Origin of the sequence: Aeromonas sp. Y311-2, assembly GCF_027706025.1 — a bacterium.
In the GTDB taxonomy this organism is placed as follows: Bacteria; Pseudomonadota; Gammaproteobacteria; order Enterobacterales; family Aeromonadaceae; genus Aeromonas; species Aeromonas veronii.
Genome location: NZ_JAPDCL010000013.1, coordinates 56,516 through 72,390 on the forward strand (window position 1 = coordinate 56,516; position 15,875 = coordinate 72,390).

15 protein-coding genes are annotated in these 15,875 nt (G+C 49.7%); 11 read left to right on the top strand and 4 right to left on the bottom strand.

Annotated features, from left to right (window positions below; all coding sequences use genetic code 11):
- Positions 1-8: 8 nt before the first annotated feature.
- From OKC42_RS13440 to OKC42_RS13455, 4 genes are all read left to right on the top strand, one after another.
- Positions 9-557 carry a hypothetical protein gene (locus OKC42_RS13440; RefSeq protein ID WP_270819997.1) on the top strand — a complete coding sequence of 183 codons (549 nt, stop codon included), beginning with the start codon at positions 9-11 and terminating at the stop codon, positions 555-557.
- Between the two features lie 945 nt (positions 558-1,502).
- Entirely contained in the window at positions 1,503-2,051 is a 549-nt protein-coding gene (locus tag OKC42_RS13445; RefSeq protein WP_270819999.1) for a hypothetical protein, read from the top strand.
- Positions 2,052-2,063: 12 nt separating this feature from the next.
- Positions 2,064-3,230 (top strand): hypothetical protein, encoded by a 1,167-nt coding sequence (locus OKC42_RS13450; protein WP_270820000.1) that lies wholly within the window; start codon positions 2,064-2,066, stop codon positions 3,228-3,230.
- A 74-nt stretch (positions 3,231-3,304) separates the two neighbouring features.
- Positions 3,305-4,392 (top strand): IS3-like element ISAs22 family transposase gene (locus tag OKC42_RS13455; protein WP_088821966.1). Its coding sequence is split into 2 segments (ribosomal slippage): positions 3,305-3,557 and positions 3,557-4,392, totalling 1,089 coding nucleotides; the frame shifts between segments, so codons are not numbered across the junction.
- A 124-nt stretch (positions 4,393-4,516) separates the two neighbouring features.
- Here the strand turns inward: OKC42_RS13455 and OKC42_RS13460 are convergent.
- The 3 genes from OKC42_RS13460 to OKC42_RS13470 form a co-directional block, all read right to left on the bottom strand.
- Entirely contained in the window at positions 4,517-4,906 is a 390-nt protein-coding gene (locus OKC42_RS13460; RefSeq protein ID WP_270820001.1) for a hypothetical protein, read from the bottom strand.
- A 171-nt stretch (positions 4,907-5,077) separates the two neighbouring features.
- Positions 5,078-5,905 (bottom strand): hypothetical protein, encoded by an 828-nt coding sequence (locus OKC42_RS13465; protein WP_270820003.1) that lies wholly within the window; start codon positions 5,903-5,905, stop codon positions 5,078-5,080.
- Positions 5,906-6,083: 178 nt separating this feature from the next.
- Entirely contained in the window at positions 6,084-7,388 is a 1,305-nt protein-coding gene (locus OKC42_RS13470; protein WP_270820004.1) for a hypothetical protein, read from the bottom strand.
- A gap of 412 nt (positions 7,389-7,800) precedes the next feature.
- Here OKC42_RS13470 and OKC42_RS13475 point away from each other — a divergent pair, with 412 nt between their 5' ends.
- The 5 genes from OKC42_RS13475 to OKC42_RS13495 all read left to right on the top strand — a co-directional run bounded on the left by OKC42_RS13475 (position 7,801) and on the right by OKC42_RS13495 (position 11,496).
- A complete protein-coding gene (locus tag OKC42_RS13475; protein ID WP_270820005.1) occupies positions 7,801-8,715 on the top strand; it encodes a DNA replication terminus site-binding protein in 915 nt (304 codons plus the stop codon).
- Positions 8,712-9,395 (top strand): hypothetical protein, encoded by a 684-nt coding sequence (locus OKC42_RS13480; protein ID WP_270820007.1) that lies wholly within the window; start codon positions 8,712-8,714, stop codon positions 9,393-9,395. Before OKC42_RS13475 ends, OKC42_RS13480 begins: the two co-directional genes overlap by 4 nt.
- A 327-nt stretch (positions 9,396-9,722) precedes the next feature.
- On the top strand, positions 9,723-9,866 hold the full coding sequence (locus OKC42_RS13485) for a hypothetical protein (RefSeq protein ID WP_270820008.1): 144 nt from the start codon (positions 9,723-9,725) through the stop codon (positions 9,864-9,866).
- 588 nt (positions 9,867-10,454) lie between these two features.
- The gene (locus OKC42_RS13490) at positions 10,455-11,252 is read left to right on the top strand and encodes a hypothetical protein (protein WP_270820009.1); all 798 of its coding nucleotides are present in this window, start codon (positions 10,455-10,457) and stop codon (positions 11,250-11,252) included.
- Positions 11,233-11,496: a hypothetical protein gene (locus tag OKC42_RS13495; protein WP_270820010.1), complete on the top strand. Its 264-nt coding sequence runs from the start codon at positions 11,233-11,235 to the stop codon at positions 11,494-11,496. Before OKC42_RS13490 ends, OKC42_RS13495 begins: the two co-directional genes overlap by 20 nt.
- A 152-nt stretch (positions 11,497-11,648) precedes the next feature.
- Here the strand turns inward: OKC42_RS13495 and OKC42_RS13500 are convergent, their stop codons facing one another.
- Positions 11,649-13,226: a hypothetical protein gene (locus OKC42_RS13500; RefSeq protein ID WP_270820011.1), complete on the bottom strand. Its 1,578-nt coding sequence runs from the start codon at positions 13,224-13,226 to the stop codon at positions 11,649-11,651.
- Between the two features lie 82 nt (positions 13,227-13,308).
- On the opposite strand from OKC42_RS13500, the gene OKC42_RS13505 reads away from it, so the two are divergent.
- Complete coding sequence (locus OKC42_RS13505) at positions 13,309-13,848, top strand: hypothetical protein (RefSeq protein WP_270820012.1); 540 nt, start codon at positions 13,309-13,311, stop codon at positions 13,846-13,848.
- Positions 13,758-15,836, top strand: coding sequence for a TraI domain-containing protein (locus OKC42_RS13510; RefSeq protein ID WP_270820013.1), 2,079 nt, complete (start codon positions 13,758-13,760; stop codon positions 15,834-15,836). Before OKC42_RS13505 ends, OKC42_RS13510 begins: the two co-directional genes overlap by 91 nt.
- The last annotated feature ends 39 nt before the right edge of the window (positions 15,837-15,875 follow it).

Here is a 15,875-nt window from a genome sequence, read left to right on the forward strand (position 1 = left end):
AGAGTAGAGTGAAAACATTGCAGCAATTTGTTAACAAAATGGTCTTAGAGGAAGCCCTCAAAAAAGCTGAGCCTTTGGCAAAGCAAATGGGGCTCGGATCGGTTCCCGAAGAGATGCTTGAGCTGATCTACCCGAATCTAAATTACGCAGGTCAATTTAATCCAGCTCTGTATGCTCGCTTCCAAAGCGTGAAACGATTACTTAAAGAGTTATCGGAGCAAATTACGCCAAAGCACGGGCATATTGTGAAGTTTACTAATCAATATGGGAGCTATGATGAATCTGCGCTGCTATTGCGAGAAGGCGAGATCAGAAGGCAAAACTTAATCGCTTGCGTGGGGGGGAAAACCCTCGGTGACCTTGAACTTCGAGAGTTCGGGCTTGACATGCATATCGGTTGTGGTGGCCCGTTCGAACCCGTTTCGGAAGTTCATATTGCGTCATTGTCTGAGTTTGATTTTTATGAAACGAGCTACAGGTTTTGGGGCCAAACGCCTTGTGGGAACGGGATGATAACCATTTCATTCCCAATGAAACGGTGGTTTTTAAGCTTGTAGGCGTAAGAAACAAATGCCGAGTAATCGGCATACCTTACCCAGCAAAAAGGGTCGGCAACAAGCGCCGGGGGAAACCCCGCGCTTTACCCACGCTTGTTGCTTGGGAATATGCGGGGCATGCCCTCTATCGCGTTTTTATTGCCCTTCATCTGAATTCTAGGTAACCTGAAATTGTCCTCGGCTCCTTCAGGGGGCAAGCCAATAGGCTGGTGCCAATTTCCAACCTCTGCATACGCCGTACACCTACCCCTGCTCTACCCCCACTCCAAGTCCTCAATGGCTGATTCTGCATGTTCGTTCACCGGTAATACTCCGGCGTCAGCGCACATGCAGAAACAGCCCCTAGCTGTCTATGGCGATCTGGTCTGCAAACGCCACTTGTGATCAACACCAACCCTGCGCTTAGCAATATCAACTTGCCTACCTCACTTACTGCAGGAGGCTTCGACAGGACGAATCATTATGCCTATCTGGATAAACATCACTTTTAACCTTGATACAGCATGCACCAATGTGGAGTATGCCACCGGGGTGCGGCCACCTGGCGATTGTTGGATAAGGGGGGCGGTGGAGAGTATAGCTTCAAGCGGGGCTTCTCTGCTTTACCTTCAAGCCGGCACTCGGTATTACGGCTATCTCTAATGAAACGCCCCGTCATGGGGCGTTTCATGCATGGCTACCTTTACAACCCCTAACCCTGAAGAGGGGCGGACACACTGCCTGGTGTGAGCCTCCGACTCACGATCTTATGATCCCTCCTACCTGTGAAGCATTCCTCACCCAAGCCCTCAATGGCTGATTCTGCATGTTCGTTCACCGGCAATATTCCGGCGTCAGCGCACATACAGAAACAGCCCCTGGCTGTCTATGGCGCACTGGTCTGTAAACGCCACTCGTGACCAATACAAACTCGGGCTCTTGCCCAAACTCAATGAGGCTTTAATCATGAACCAAGAAATCAACGATGTGTTAATTGCTCACTCGATGGCACAAGTATTTGCAAACCTCGATAGAAACCAAGCGCTCATTGCATACAAGGACCTTGTGACATGTGTCGAATCAGGTGAGTCCTTATGTAGCTATGTGCCCTGCGAAACCTATGAAAATTTCGATCTGCCGAAGCTCCTCAATATTGTCGATAGCCTGGCATCGAACATGGGCACGGCAGTTGTGGAGGTAATGGCTCTCAAACAACCGGTTGAAGAAGGTAAGGTCGGTCCCATTTACCTTCAGCAGATGTTGGATGTCAGCATGCCTGGGGTCATAGGTGACTATGACTCCGCATATGACGTGCAGGAGTGGAAATGGGTGAGCGAAAACGCGTCATTGGCACACATTGGCAACGATCATCCCGACAACCCAACTTATGAGTTTCTTATTAACATGGCCAATTACGATCCCTTGGATGAAGGGGCTATCCCAGAAAAACTATGGTCGGTCTTTAAAGAGGCCAGCAGAGTTGGCGCTGGGTATGTGCTCTTTTTCAATGAGTAGTGGCTTACCTGAATGGTCAGCGATGCTGACTATTCAGGTCCTATCAAAATCAACCCGGCCTTTGGCTTACCGCCTCGGCTTTCAAGTCGATGGCATAACCAGCCCTTCGGGCTTCTGGATGGAAAAGTGAAGAACCAGCATACCTTTGCAGGCTACATTCGAATCGAATCAAGCCAGTACATGATCTCTACCGCAATCAGCAACTTCACATTGGGAGGTAGCTATGTTGACAAGAGAAAGTTTGTCTACCGTGTCGACGGTAGCATCATCGACCGTGAATTCGCGAGAGATTGGGATAAGGAGATCCCGGAGTTAGGGAAATCGCTGTCCCAGCTGAGCCGCGCAAACGAGCTAGATATTCAGCATTACCCATTAACCACAGATATGACCTACCAAGGGGCGTGCGACGTGACAGTCTATAGCCCTAAACGCATAGGCTTTTTGGGGGACAAAGAAGGGATTGCAACCATATCACAGTACGGGGAAGGTTCTTTCCCTGTCTGGATGCACTCAGACGGACAGGGCTTCAGCGTATATACCGGTCCCTCCCCAGAGAACTTTGATGATGATGAGGCATATTATGAGCTGCTTGATGAGCAGTTCACTGTTTCTTCGGACTCAGGTGGGGTTGTGGTATTTGACCCCAGCACACCAACAGAGCATCGAGTTACAGTGGCTATTCCAGCTGGTAACTACAGTGTTCAAATTGGCTGGCCAGACAGGGTTAGCGCCGCTGAAGAATGGCATCATGTGGTGACCCTGCGACTCGTTGGCCCCGGTGCGCCATTGCAACTTTCTGCAGCGAGCCTAGTGCGAACTAAGCCGCTGTTTGATAGTACGATGGGGTATTTGTTGGCGAACGCTTGGGAAATACACCAGAAAGATCCTGAGCAATATAAGGTCTCTCCAATTCGTGATGATGGTGGGGAAAGCAACCTCATGGATTGCCTTGTCAATGCTTGCGGAAAAGCCTCTGGGTGGATTGCAGAGCTGGTGGATTACGCACTACTCGTCGGCATTTTCGATTACGATCATGCGGACAAGAGCGATGGGGTCTGCCTGGCTCAGGTTATTCTCCGGTCGGTCTTGAACAAGGAGTCAGATCTGTCAATGTGTGAGTCGGTATTACATTGGCTCAGAGAGCAGGGCCTACCTTTAATGAGGCCTGATCAACAGTGAATGGGTAATCCCCCCGAAAAACTGAGGTGCTCATAAGTAGAATTTTCTCGTATCTTGAACGCAGGAGGTTCTACATGAAAACATCACGCTTTAGCGATGCACAGATCATCGCCATCCTCAAGCAGGCCGAGTCTGGTTCACCCGTCCCTGAGCTCTGCCGTGAGCATGGCATCAGCTCCGCCACCTTCTACAAGTGGCGCTCCAAATTCGGTGGCATGGATGCCTCTCTCATGGCGCGCCTCAAAGAGCTGGAAGAGGAAAATCGTCGCCTTAAGAAGATGTATGCCGAGGAGCGCCTAAAGGCTGAGATCATCTCCGAGGCGATGGCAAAAAAGTGGTGACGCCATCTGCCCGCAGGGAGATGGCGACCAAGGCTGTGGCTCATTACGCCATTTCTATCCGTCTGGCTTGCCAGGTGTTCAAGGTGAGCGAGGGTTGCTACCGTTATCAGCCCGTGCTGGCTGATGAAAACCAGGAAATTGCCGACTGGCTGCTGCGCCTCACCGCCAACCAGCGCAACTGGGGTTTCGGACTGTGCTTCCTGTACCTGCGTAACGTCAAAGGCTTTGGCTGGAACCACAAGCGGGTCTACCGGATCTATCGGGCGCTAGAGCTCAATCTGCGGATAAAACCCAAGAAGCGGCTAGTGCGGGCCAAGCCGGAGCCGTTGGCAGTCCCTGACCAACCGAATCACTGTTGGTCGATGGACTTTATGCATGACCAGCTCAGCGATGGTCGTTCGGTGCGGTTGTTTAATGTGATCGATGACTTCAATCGCGAAGCACTGTGCATCGAGGTGGATTTTTCCTTGCCTGCCTCGCGAGTCAAACGGGTGCTGGAGCAGGTCATCGAGTGGCGGGGCAAACCAGCCGCAATCCGCTGTGATAATGGTCCGGAATACATCAGCGAAGAGCTCAAGCAATGGGCGCAGCAGAAGAGGATTGCGCTGAGGTATATCCAGCCAGGCAACCCGCAGCAGAATGCCTACATAGAGCGATTTAACCGCACTGTGCGTTACGACTGGTTGGGCCATTACCTGTTTGAGTCACTGAATGAGTTACAGGAATTTGCCACGAACTGGCTGTGGGTTTATAACCATGAGCGGCCCAATATGGCGCTGGGCGGCTACACGCCGAAACAGCGCTTGGCACAGGCCGCATGACCTCTACTTTTGAGTGCTCCAAAAAATGGGGGGATTACCAATGCAAGCCTATAAGGCTGTATGCAAGGAAAAACCCCGCAGTTTGCGGGGTTTTTTATTTTAGACGTTGGCTCATTGTTAGGCTTCACCTGGGTGTTGGTGTTGATACCACTACCCCAAGGGCCTTCATTAGAGCATGTCCGTTTTCCTTGGCTTGGAGCTCACCTATGGCATAAGCACGAGTGGGCTTCGTGGCCAGAGCTATGGCCGTGGCGAGCGCCTGGTTCTGCCCCAGATACGAGGGGCGATCCCAAGCTCCTCCATCGAGGCATCTTACTTCCCAGTGGCCACTCTTGTTCCATACAAGATAAGGCTGCCGCCACCAGAGCATCAGCTCTTCCGATGAACGGCACTCGTTAGGGATGTCTATAGCTGGCGGCTCAGAGGGGTTAACCGGGATCCCGTCGATGACTCCAGATATTTCGGCCGGCTCCATGGTTAAGGCCGTCGCAAGGCTGATAGCAGTGAAGGGCATTGGCGCCTCCTTGTTGGCTGATAGCTCATCATTGCAGGCGGTAGGATGGTTGTCACCAGAGTCAGGCCTATTCCTTGTCATCCTTCCCATTATTATTGTTGGTGGCCCGATGGCTCGATACCTTGAGGGGGCAATGTGAGCTGGCGCTGTATGTAAATTACATTGCGGAACCTATTTTAATAATGCACCCAGTAATATATGGAGAAACCCCTTTTGTTTAGATGAGTGAGATGATTCTCTAGTGTGAACTTTAGCTAAATCGATAGTGTGAGCACTAAAAATTTCGTTTACTTTAGCATAATATGCATGTTGATAGATCATTTCAAATGATGGAAATCGCGTTGGCCATTCTGTATAGACCTTCACGCCATAGGCATTCAGCAATGGAAGCGCATAATCAATATGATTGATTCTTTGTAGGTATTGACCATTTAGTACAGCGATCACCTCAGTACCAATAGGACTGTTAACGTAATATACTGCAATTGAATTTGCTGCAGGATAGTGAAACAGCTTGACACTTACGGGGATCTTTTCAATTTTATGGTGCCTGCAAAAGTTAACTCTATTTTTTCCTTCACTAGCATAAATGATTCCTAATTCTCTGATGAAATAATAATAGGCATCCTTGCCATATTCAGCAGATGTAATTTGAGATATTATATGTTCTTCATCGCCTTTGCAGTTATCTGGCCACCACCGCCAGCTACACCCTAATGTATTCGATATTGGGGCGTATTTAACACCTAATTCTTCATAGTTAATGTTAGGAGCGAAAGGCATGAATGGTAAAATGTTATTTATAAATGTTTCGCCGCCATAAGGCCCATCATACTCCCCACCACTCAATCTTCCATGCAAATCATTAGGGAGATCGGATGGACAGCGCCGACCTGCGACATCGACTTCATACTTTAAATCAGCGAAATTTCTAGCCGCAGCCAGTACGGGGGGAGATAGATATGTAAGATCGAGATCTTGGACTAAATGTTGAGTCATTACATTGGCCTATGATTGAGATGAGGTTCTCAAGAAAGGGGGGTTGCTGCCTGACCCTCGATGCTGTGTTAAGCCCTGTGAGAACTGTGGATTTAGAGTGTTAGGCAGCGGTATAAACATTACCGCAATATTTATGTGAACTGCAATAGGATTGCTCGATTAAATTCAAGCCTAACGGTTAGTTCGTCTGAGTTAATCGTTTATTAAGGTCCGTGCGTAATGTAGTTAGCAATAACGATGACGCATATAAAATGCATTCTTTTTGGATAGAGCCTGATTGGTATCCACTGCATTCAAGTAAAGCTTGATAGAGCCCATCACTAACAATTACAGGCTTCTGTTTCACTAACTCACCTAATGGACTTACCAGTGGCCCTTTAGCTGCACTCAGTTTGTGGGGATCAAAATGTAGAATAATTGGGCAAAGTTCATCAAGGCTTACTGCTATTGCGGGATGTTTGAATTCCATGTTCGTTGCTGAATTCAACCAAATAAGATCATTGATACAAAGAAAGTCGACAAGTTCTTCAAGTGATGCTGTTGTTGCTGTAGGAGGCTTGTGGAAAATTATCGGCTGAAAGAAGACCAGCATCTGAATATCGTAAATCAGACGAATTCCCAACATGTGGCATATTGATTCAATGAATGGCTCACATGGTTCGCACTTGCTAATTTTTTTGTAGAGTGCGGTTCTTGATAGCCCGAATTCTGATGCTATGGCGATATCGCCAAATGGGTGGCCCTCCACAAGTAATTTCAGCGATCGCTGCACACTTGACCAATCCATACCATTCCATTCCTGATGGTTGGAAGTCTCCAGGCCAACTTGTGCAAAACCAAATGACCAAAAATATGGGTTTGGCTCATTCTCAACCCACTCAAGCTTACTTGCATCCACGTCATTACTTGTGTGGCAGAAAAGTTGGCGGTGTAACGGATCCCAGCCGAAAGACTCAGGGAAAATAGTAGTAATTGGTTTCCCTGGTGTGCTCATCGACTGCAAATGTTGCCATGAGTCTAGATCGCTGACCTTCAAGCTAGGCCCATGCTCGGCATCTGAAAGGGGAATTGAGACATCAGGAAACTCTTGAAGGACTCTGCACTTTGCTGAAAATTGTCTGTTGCCATCTGACCACTGCCAGATGATTGATTCAGATAACCACGTTAGAAAGCTAGGTTCTAAGACTTCCCGTAACCTCTTATCAATCAATAGTCGCTCAGGAGTACCATCAAGGGCCCATGACTCTATGATGAATTGGCCAAGGTGGATTGGACTGCTAGCCCGGCAATAACGAATGATCGACTTAGGCTGGCCTGATGAAATAAGCCCAATAACTAGCAATGGCTCGAGGCCGAACAACTCGATCGTGGATGCACTAAGCATATCGGCACAACGTAGAAGGTGGCGATCTTGGTGCCAGAACACCCGCTTGCATCGTTGGATACTGAGATATTGGACTGATGGTGAGGAGGATTCAGTCATGCCGGTATTCCATGGTTATGGTCGGTAGTTCAGAGGATTATGAAACATCTATGCTTGCACTCCAAATCACAAACCTCAACCAACATGCTTATATTCCCTAACCCCAAAACACCACCAACCTGCAAAACTGGTGTTACTTCCGGAAACCCCGGGGTCTCTGTAAGGATCTCTTTTTTCTCTCTCTCTCTTCTTTTTCTTCCCCTTTCTCTTTGCGCGTGGCGCGGCACAGCAGGAGTTAGATAAGCGGGTTTTCAGAGGTAAAGGAGCTGCCGGTAAGAATAAACCAAGTCACCAGTTACTTGCCGCCATCCCTTCGGGATGGCGGCTAAACAATACCCCATAGGCATGTTGGTTGAGAAATGACATTGCATTGGTCATAATAGCAACACCTGACCACCGTTATGGAACGCCCATGGACAAATATGAACTGGCTGCGCAGTTACGCACCCTGATGCAACGACAACATCAATTGCTGTCCATGCTGCGCGACTACCTGGACAAAAAAGATCTTATCCAGGCAAGTGCCTATGCCCTCCCCCCCGACGATCCTGATATCGATACCCGCCAAGATACACAGTTCATTGGCGTAGCACCTTCACATGGAGCTGAAGCCTTACACGCGGCTCAGCATGCATGGGGCCACCTGTTTGCCGGGGCAGAAGAGAACACTCGCCTAGTATACCGGCTCCCTGGCGCAGTCCAGATTAATTCGAGACATAACGAAGAGCTCGCCGGTATCATTACTGCTATCAACTCCGATCGACAGACCTTTAGGAATTTGGTGACGAATTCCGAATCGATCATTGGTAGCCACAGCGCTCGCTATGAGTTTTTGCGGGGTCCCAACATGTTTCCCATGCTGATCACTCTGCAGCTCTACCGGCAAATTACAACAGCGAACGAAACTCTCCGTTCAATTTCATTTTGCTGGGCCCACAAAACCGTCATGCAGCGGGTCACAAAACAGCAGATCATTGGAATGCTCAGAGCATCACAAGAGTCACCACCTCGCCATGTGATCGACCAGGCATCTTGGGTCGATAAACTCAATGATGAGCTCAGACTCTTAACTCCCCTGCATGAAGACGCTCGACTTGTGATCCGCCGCCCTCAACCGGTGCATCCACAAGCCTGGCTGGTGGAAGGGAACAGCCGCCGCATGCAGGTTGCATCAACCCCGGTCCTAATCCTTGGTGGCCAGAAAGTGAAGATTGGCAACTTGAAGGATTACGATATCACCCAAAAACGCGCCCCACGGCAAACAAAATCAACCGCCAACGAGCCGCTTATCTCGCGGATCTGGCTTTATGAGGAAAACAAACAATGAGCATCGCATTCGGCCCTCTCCGTGGTTTCATCGTTGGCACATCGATAGCTGAGGCAGGACCTATCGGTACCATTGCCGACATGACCGGTAATGAATACTTCATCACCCCCCCAAACTGGCTAGGCGAGGATTCTCCCGCCGTTGGCATGATCGTCGAGTTCAGTGCACGTTCCGTTGCAAAAGGCTATCTTGCGGTCAACATCAAACCGATTACCGCCACAACCCTCTGCACACCTGGAATGGATGCTACTCGCCGCGAAATGCTCGAAGCAGACCGTCGAGCCGAACGAGCTCGGCAAAACATTAGCCGTTTACGCCAACTGGTTCTCGACATGGGCTATTCACCAGAGAAGGCCATCCTTGAAGTCTTCGAGATCACACCACCAACAGGCATTGTCATTCCGGAAGAACCCAGCGAGAAAGACCTGCAGTTCATGGGACTCTTAACCCACAACCGCTCACCCAAAGACAAGCATGAAACCAGCCGCAGGTTGTGTCAGGCCTTCTGCCTGAGCTACAACGGCTTAATTGGATTTATGCGCGGCAGTATCAGCTACCGAGCCGCCTTAGAGCGAGCAGAACGCGACCGTGATCGACACATTCCAGCAGCTCCCGTGCAGGAAGCACAAGAAGAACCAGGGTTTATGAAAAGAATTGTGTCAACGATCAAGGGCAACTGAACACCAGTGATTGCTTCAGATCCTAAGATGCGATAATTTACATTCGAGTGCTTATTCTCCTTCGGCATCCCCGCAAAGCACCATGCATAAATGCAGCGGAGTAACCTCAAAAAGCGCAGCCATTGGCTGCGTTTTTCGTTTCAAGATGCCACGTTTGGTTTGTGTGCTTCCGTTACCCCAAACTGCTCACAAACCAAACCGTTCTCTCTTTGAGAGAGCGTTGACAGGCCTTGGCATAACCAGCCTGTTCCGCTTCATGCGGCTGCCAACATCCAACCCGCCCATTCGGGCAACACCAACCCGGCCACTTGGCCAAGGAAAAAACATATGTTCGACATCAACTTTATTGACATCATCTTAGGCTTGGAAGTAATCGGCCTAATCGGCGCTGGTCGCTTCTGGTATATCTGCCAAGAAAATGTGGCTGCAGCAAAACGCGCCCAAACGTTACGGATCAAAGCCCGCAGTTAAAGCATAAAAAACCACCGTCATTCACCTATTGTGATGACGGTGGTTTTTTTTGTTCCAAAAACAGGGCCATTCTCGGAGACCCAAGCGGTCATCCCCAGCTCCTGCACTGTCAGCCGCACACTGCTGGCCAACGCCCCGATCACAGGCCAGTTCTGCAGCTGAGCACGTTCTTCCCGCGGTAGTTGTCCTGGGGTAGTCGGGCTCAGTTGCACACATAGGCTCTTTTCATGCGTGATGACGCCGCTACGTCATGGCCACATCCACCAGGGTCACCCTTTTTTTCCACACCGGCCATGCGGACGGGAGGCGATCATGGCCCTCCAGCCTGAGCCCCAGCCGGGGATCGACCCAGTTGGGGTGTAAGCCCAAACGTGCTTTAATTTCCGAATTCAGAGGTGACCCATGTTGAGTCGCCGAGAAAGTCAGTAGGTTTGTTTCGCTTGACCCCGCATGACAGAATAACCCCATAAACTAAATGCTAGGGAAATGCAGATGACAGGATGTAATTGCCCCGCCTGCCGTGGGAGGCTCGCAAAGTGGGACACAACCCCAGCTGGATGGACTGACGCCAGTGCCAAGAGCTCCAGGTTGCCAGAGTTACCGCAACACCTCATTGACCAGCTGACCACATCTCCAGCGCAACAGTGCAAGCCCGAGGCGATCACTGTTGCTGATGGCGTGTTTCTATGGGTGGAGAGTATCGCCGCTGGCCACTCCTTCTTATCCATCCATAGCAACGGCAAGGCTACTGTTTACACATACGGCCGATATGGAGATATAGGTCAAGGCAACCCCATGGTTGGCGAGGGCGTCTTGCTGCGCATGTCCGACAACTGGGCATCACGCGACTACTTGGGAGAGCAGCTGTATAGGATGCAAGCCAGGGTATTCAAGGTGCTGGACGCAGACAAGATCCTGATAGACGGCTACCTATCCGGCATCTACACGGACAGCGGCAAAACCAGCATCAACCCAAGAGGGACAATGACCCGCCAGTTCGGGAAGGTGATCGACCAGTACGACCTGACCGGCAACAACTGCACCACGCACTCAGTAAAGGCCATCCGATTTGGTGGCTCGAGGATCTTTGACCGCAACCTTATCGGGTTCACCTATAGCGAAGACTTCACGATCCCGGGCTCGCTGATGAGGTATATGCAGAAAGTCAGCGGCGATGTTGCTGACATGAGGGCGATAGAGGTCACCGAACAGATGAAAGGATGGGTGCCAAACGCCAAGGGATGGGCGCCAGGCCAGGAGAGCCTAGAAGAGCAGGCGATGGAGAGTTCGGCCGGAACAGCAGGCCACGCAGGCAGCTCTACCGGCTATGCTGGCGGCACTTTTGGTGGGTCGCTTGGGGGGATGTATGAACCGAAAAACCGTTAAGAGGATCATCATATTTCTAGCCGTAGTTGGTGTTGAAGCGGCTTTCGGCTATGCCTACCTATGCGGCGCCTTGACCGTTACATATGGCCTATCCCTACCCAGTGCCGACCTGACTCAGGCAGAGTTTGAACAGGTGTTGTATCTGTCTCGGCTGCAATGGATACCGTTCGTTGCCTTCCATGCCTTTCTCGCTGTGCTGTACCTATCCGGGCGACTCCTCGACAAGAGCACCAGCGAGCAGTAACTCAGCCTGTGAAATGGATTACGGGCTTTCAACTCACAAGGTGTGACGCATCACACATAAGTCCGAGGCTCTAAATACAAAACATCAAGGCCAAAGGTCTTGATGTTTTGGTGTTGGCCCGGACTTAATGGTTGGCCTGAAATGAAATGGCGTCACTCATGCAGCCGTCCCAATGGGTCTGGCTCCCAATCCTCTTGCCGCGGGACCTCATCATAGTCTGGCACGATCTCAAGCAACGGCTGTTGGGGAAAATTAGCATCATTATTGTTTGCTGAGAGCTCAAGCTCTTGACGCACTTCCAACTCCCTATTCTGCATGCGGTAACCAATTTTTTTTTGCACCTCCATCGCTTCATGCTCGGCGAGCTCCTTATCCAGCTTTTGGTAGTGCTGGTCAACAACCCCCTTTCCAATCACAAACATATCTCTGCACGATTTCGCCAACGTGCTAGGGGAATCCAAATCCAACGTGTGGACATGCTCGAAGGTCCGACGATATGCTTCAATGTTATCCCCCTCCCCCTGCAGCCGATATGCGACTCGACAACGCTCCCCTCGCGAGTCTTTCGCCATCAATGACATGACTGGTTGTAGCCAAACCCCGGTCATACGATCAACCATTGGCAACACTGGCTTATGCAACCAGAACTGACAGCGAGTGGTCAGGTTTGGATCCAGCTCATCTAGACTCCTCGACATTTCGATAGCAATCAGCCGTTCCGGCCAACTTGCCACAGGCAACAAGGTATCCTTACTTGCAAGTGGTTGTAACGCCCACCGCAGCACACTGGGCCCCTCATCGGTCGGCTTCTCATAACCGTAAATTGCAGCAAGCATGAATGGACCATCTCCGGACTGCATTCCATTCAACAAGAGAGGAGGTTTTTTGGCTTGCCCCAGCATAAGTGCAGAGCCATCAAGCAGCATGCATGAAGCCGCACCAGATGCCAGGGTGTAATCAGAGATAACGCACAGAAATAAAAACTGGTGGCGTTTCTTTGGATCTCGCTTATGTGCTCTATTCAACTGCCCTAACAGCATATCTAAACCCTGCTCACCGACAAACGTGAACTGCTGCAAGCTACCGAAGCTTTTGAGATTCAGGGGGAATGCTGCAGCCCTCATTTTCATCTGAAGTGAGGGAATGGATAATTTTTGGCGATGATGCCTATATGTGCAAAATGAGTCATCCATCAGTTGCCAAAGTAGCTTGAACAACATGTCTACCTTTTGCGCAGGGCTTACTGACGGTGGCCGCTTAGATTTCTCTACCTCTGCAGGCACAACGCCTAATTCTTCAAGCGCGGCAGCCTTCAGCGCACTTTCTTCATCAATGACATCACCATCTAACGCCAAGAGATCAATCTGTCGATATGGACTTAGTAAGCGGTATTCTGCCTGCTTCAGGGTAGAAGAGTTATCACTGGCATTGGGCCCACAGACATCAGATGATTCGCCACTAAGGACGGTCATTAGCGGGCAATATTGATCATGCTTACCGTGCTCGTGATGATTGACCAACACATAGCGTTCTTCAGATATTTGCCGCACAAACATTCTGGCATCAGGCTTCTTGCACCCACACAATAACCAAAATTTATTGTGATGGAGATTAGCCAGTAGCTCTTGCGTCTCATGAGAGTCACGATGATCAGGGTGCAGGATGGTTGGGTTTTCTAGCCTCCTAATTGGCTGCAATGACCCCCCTCGCACAATCCACGTTCCCGCCATAAAAACCCCCCTCCTTTTTTATTGCCATTTTATCGACACCACCTAGTAGATAATGCCACAAAAATTCTGGGGGGACGTTGAGTTGGTCAAAGAAAAAGCAGTAAACCCTTGGGGACAGCTGTACGAGTTCCTTGGAGGAAGAGAGTTATTGAACCTCGCTCTGGAGCCAAACATCAAGATTCTCTACATGGCAATCCGCGATTTTTCAGCGCACTTTGCGATCTTCGATTCGACAACACCAACTACGATGGCCCCACAAAATGAATTACCAATGCTGCTTGTCGCAAACCACTGCCTCGACGCAGCTGAAACACCAGAACATGAGGTTGAAAGAGCAATCGAACGTTGCTCTGTTGGCCGGCTGAGCTTCTATAGCAATGACGATAGCTGGAATCCCAACGCAGAGCCGCTCTACAAATTCGCAGGCAGGATACACCCATCGCCAGTGTTAAAGAAGGTGATGAAAGAACCAGACCCGAGAGTTATTGAGGTCTGGAAAACCATTTTAATCGCAAGCAAGGAGAAGCACGCGTGCTCAGCTGGTTCAAATCGTCATCCAGACAAAAAGCAGCCAGAGAACAGGCCGCAAGTGCAGAACCAACAACACGAGCGACTGCACTAAACCGTTCCGCGCTCAAGGTAGAAAGCCCCGACGCTCTACTCGAACCTCATTTGCCAATGCTGCAAAGCTTGATCGCATTCACACAACTGGATGAGGCAAGATTCAACCTCTTATATATGGAGCTTTTTCGTAATCTTGCTCGGTGGTGCCAGCACATCCCAGCCAGTGAACGCCATCACCATTCCCATCTTGGTGGTCTACTTGAGCACAGTATTGAGGTTGCCGTTTACTCTGCCCGAATTGCGGGACGCTTTCTCTATATCGCTGATGGAGAAGAACAGATCTCCCAATGGCAAGCACTATATATCTACGCAATGACCTCAGCCGGTGCTCTGCATGACATAGGCAAGCTCATGACGGATGTCGATATTGTCATGGTGAACGGCGAGGAAAAAATCCCTTGGCTGCCGCACAAAGGACCTATGCCTATAGGTACCAAATATATCTACAGGCATAATGACCGCCGGCAACATGGCATTCATGAGGCCGCAGGCCTACCCCTGGTATTCCAGATCATGCCGGAAGCTGCATTGGGCTGGATTTGGAAAAAACCGGTCATCCGTAATGAGTGGTTAGCCACCATCGGTGGAAAGGCCATGGATCTGGGGGGGAATATCGGTAGATGCGTCATAGAGTGCGATTCCCAATCGACCAGTGATGCGATGCTCGATGCCCCTGTGACTACTTCTGCTCAGGCATCTGCAGACAACTCCCTTGCTAAGAAACCACAAATACATGCACTAGCGCTTAAGGGCATTCTGCTATCTATGCGCGACTTCGAGCCGAATAAAAAAGGTTCGCCGTATTGGGTTTCTCAGCAATTTGTAGCTTGCGTATCACCCCGCTTCACCGAATGTATCCGATCCTCCCTTGGTTCAGAAAGTCAGTTTCTACCAGAAAACACTAGCCTAATTTATGACACCATGGGTGACAACGGCATGCTAATCCCTAACTCAGCAGGGAAAGCGATGCACTCTCTTATGTTTAGTCAAAATCAAAAACCGCTCGCCGTGATTCTCATCAAACGCAAGGTGATTGACCCGGAACTGTCACTTCCAGTTTATCCAGGTAGACTTCTTTGTCCGTCCGTAGCAGAACAGTATCATCACCAAATTTCTACTGGCGAAGCGCAAACACCTCCTAACGCCACAACCAGTGAGCAATCATCTTCCAAAAGTATTTCCGTCCCGAACAGACAGGAACAGCACACTCCCATTCAGCAGAATGGTTCATCAAAAAATGTGAGTGAAAAATCCTTATCAGGTTCCTCAATGGGACCTAGCTCTACACTTGCTGCACATCAAAAAACGCGATCAACCACCTCTGAAGTGGTTCAAACCACCCAGATAGAGAATTCAACAAGTGACCGAAACAGAGTCTCCGGCGCAAGTGCTAATGTTCAAATTCGGGAGGAAGGTAAAGGAAGTGATTCTCCTGATGAACATACAATCGACATCGAGGAGCACAACAGTTTTGTGTACCCATTGACCATGCAAGTCGAAGGGGATAGTTACAAGGAATACATGACAAATAGACCCCAAATCACCAAAGAAAAACCTTCTGGCACTGGAGAGACAAGATCCGATGTTGCCAGTAATTTCATTGAGTGGTTTAGAGCTCAGATCATCACAGCAACCATGCCTGTGAATGCCAAAGGGGGGGAAGTTCACATTGTGAGTGGCAACCGACTTGCCATTGTAAGTCCCGCGGTATTCTTCAAATACCTTGATCAATCTCGAGGCATCAGAGACCAGGATGCCTCATCACGACGAGCCATGGTATCGAAACTACAGCACTCATTAGCCACACATTTCACGTTTGAGCGTTCAATCATTGGCGGGACAATGATCCAAGCAGATATCGTAGGGATGAGGCGCTCTGGGAACTTCCATGTCATGGTTTTTAGCAGCGAGAGTACGCGTGCACTGCAACTTGACCTTGACTATAGCAATGCAAATAGATTCATAACTCTGAGCGACATCGGATAGGTGTTGTAAAAAAAAAAGCACAAATTTTGTGGTGATTGG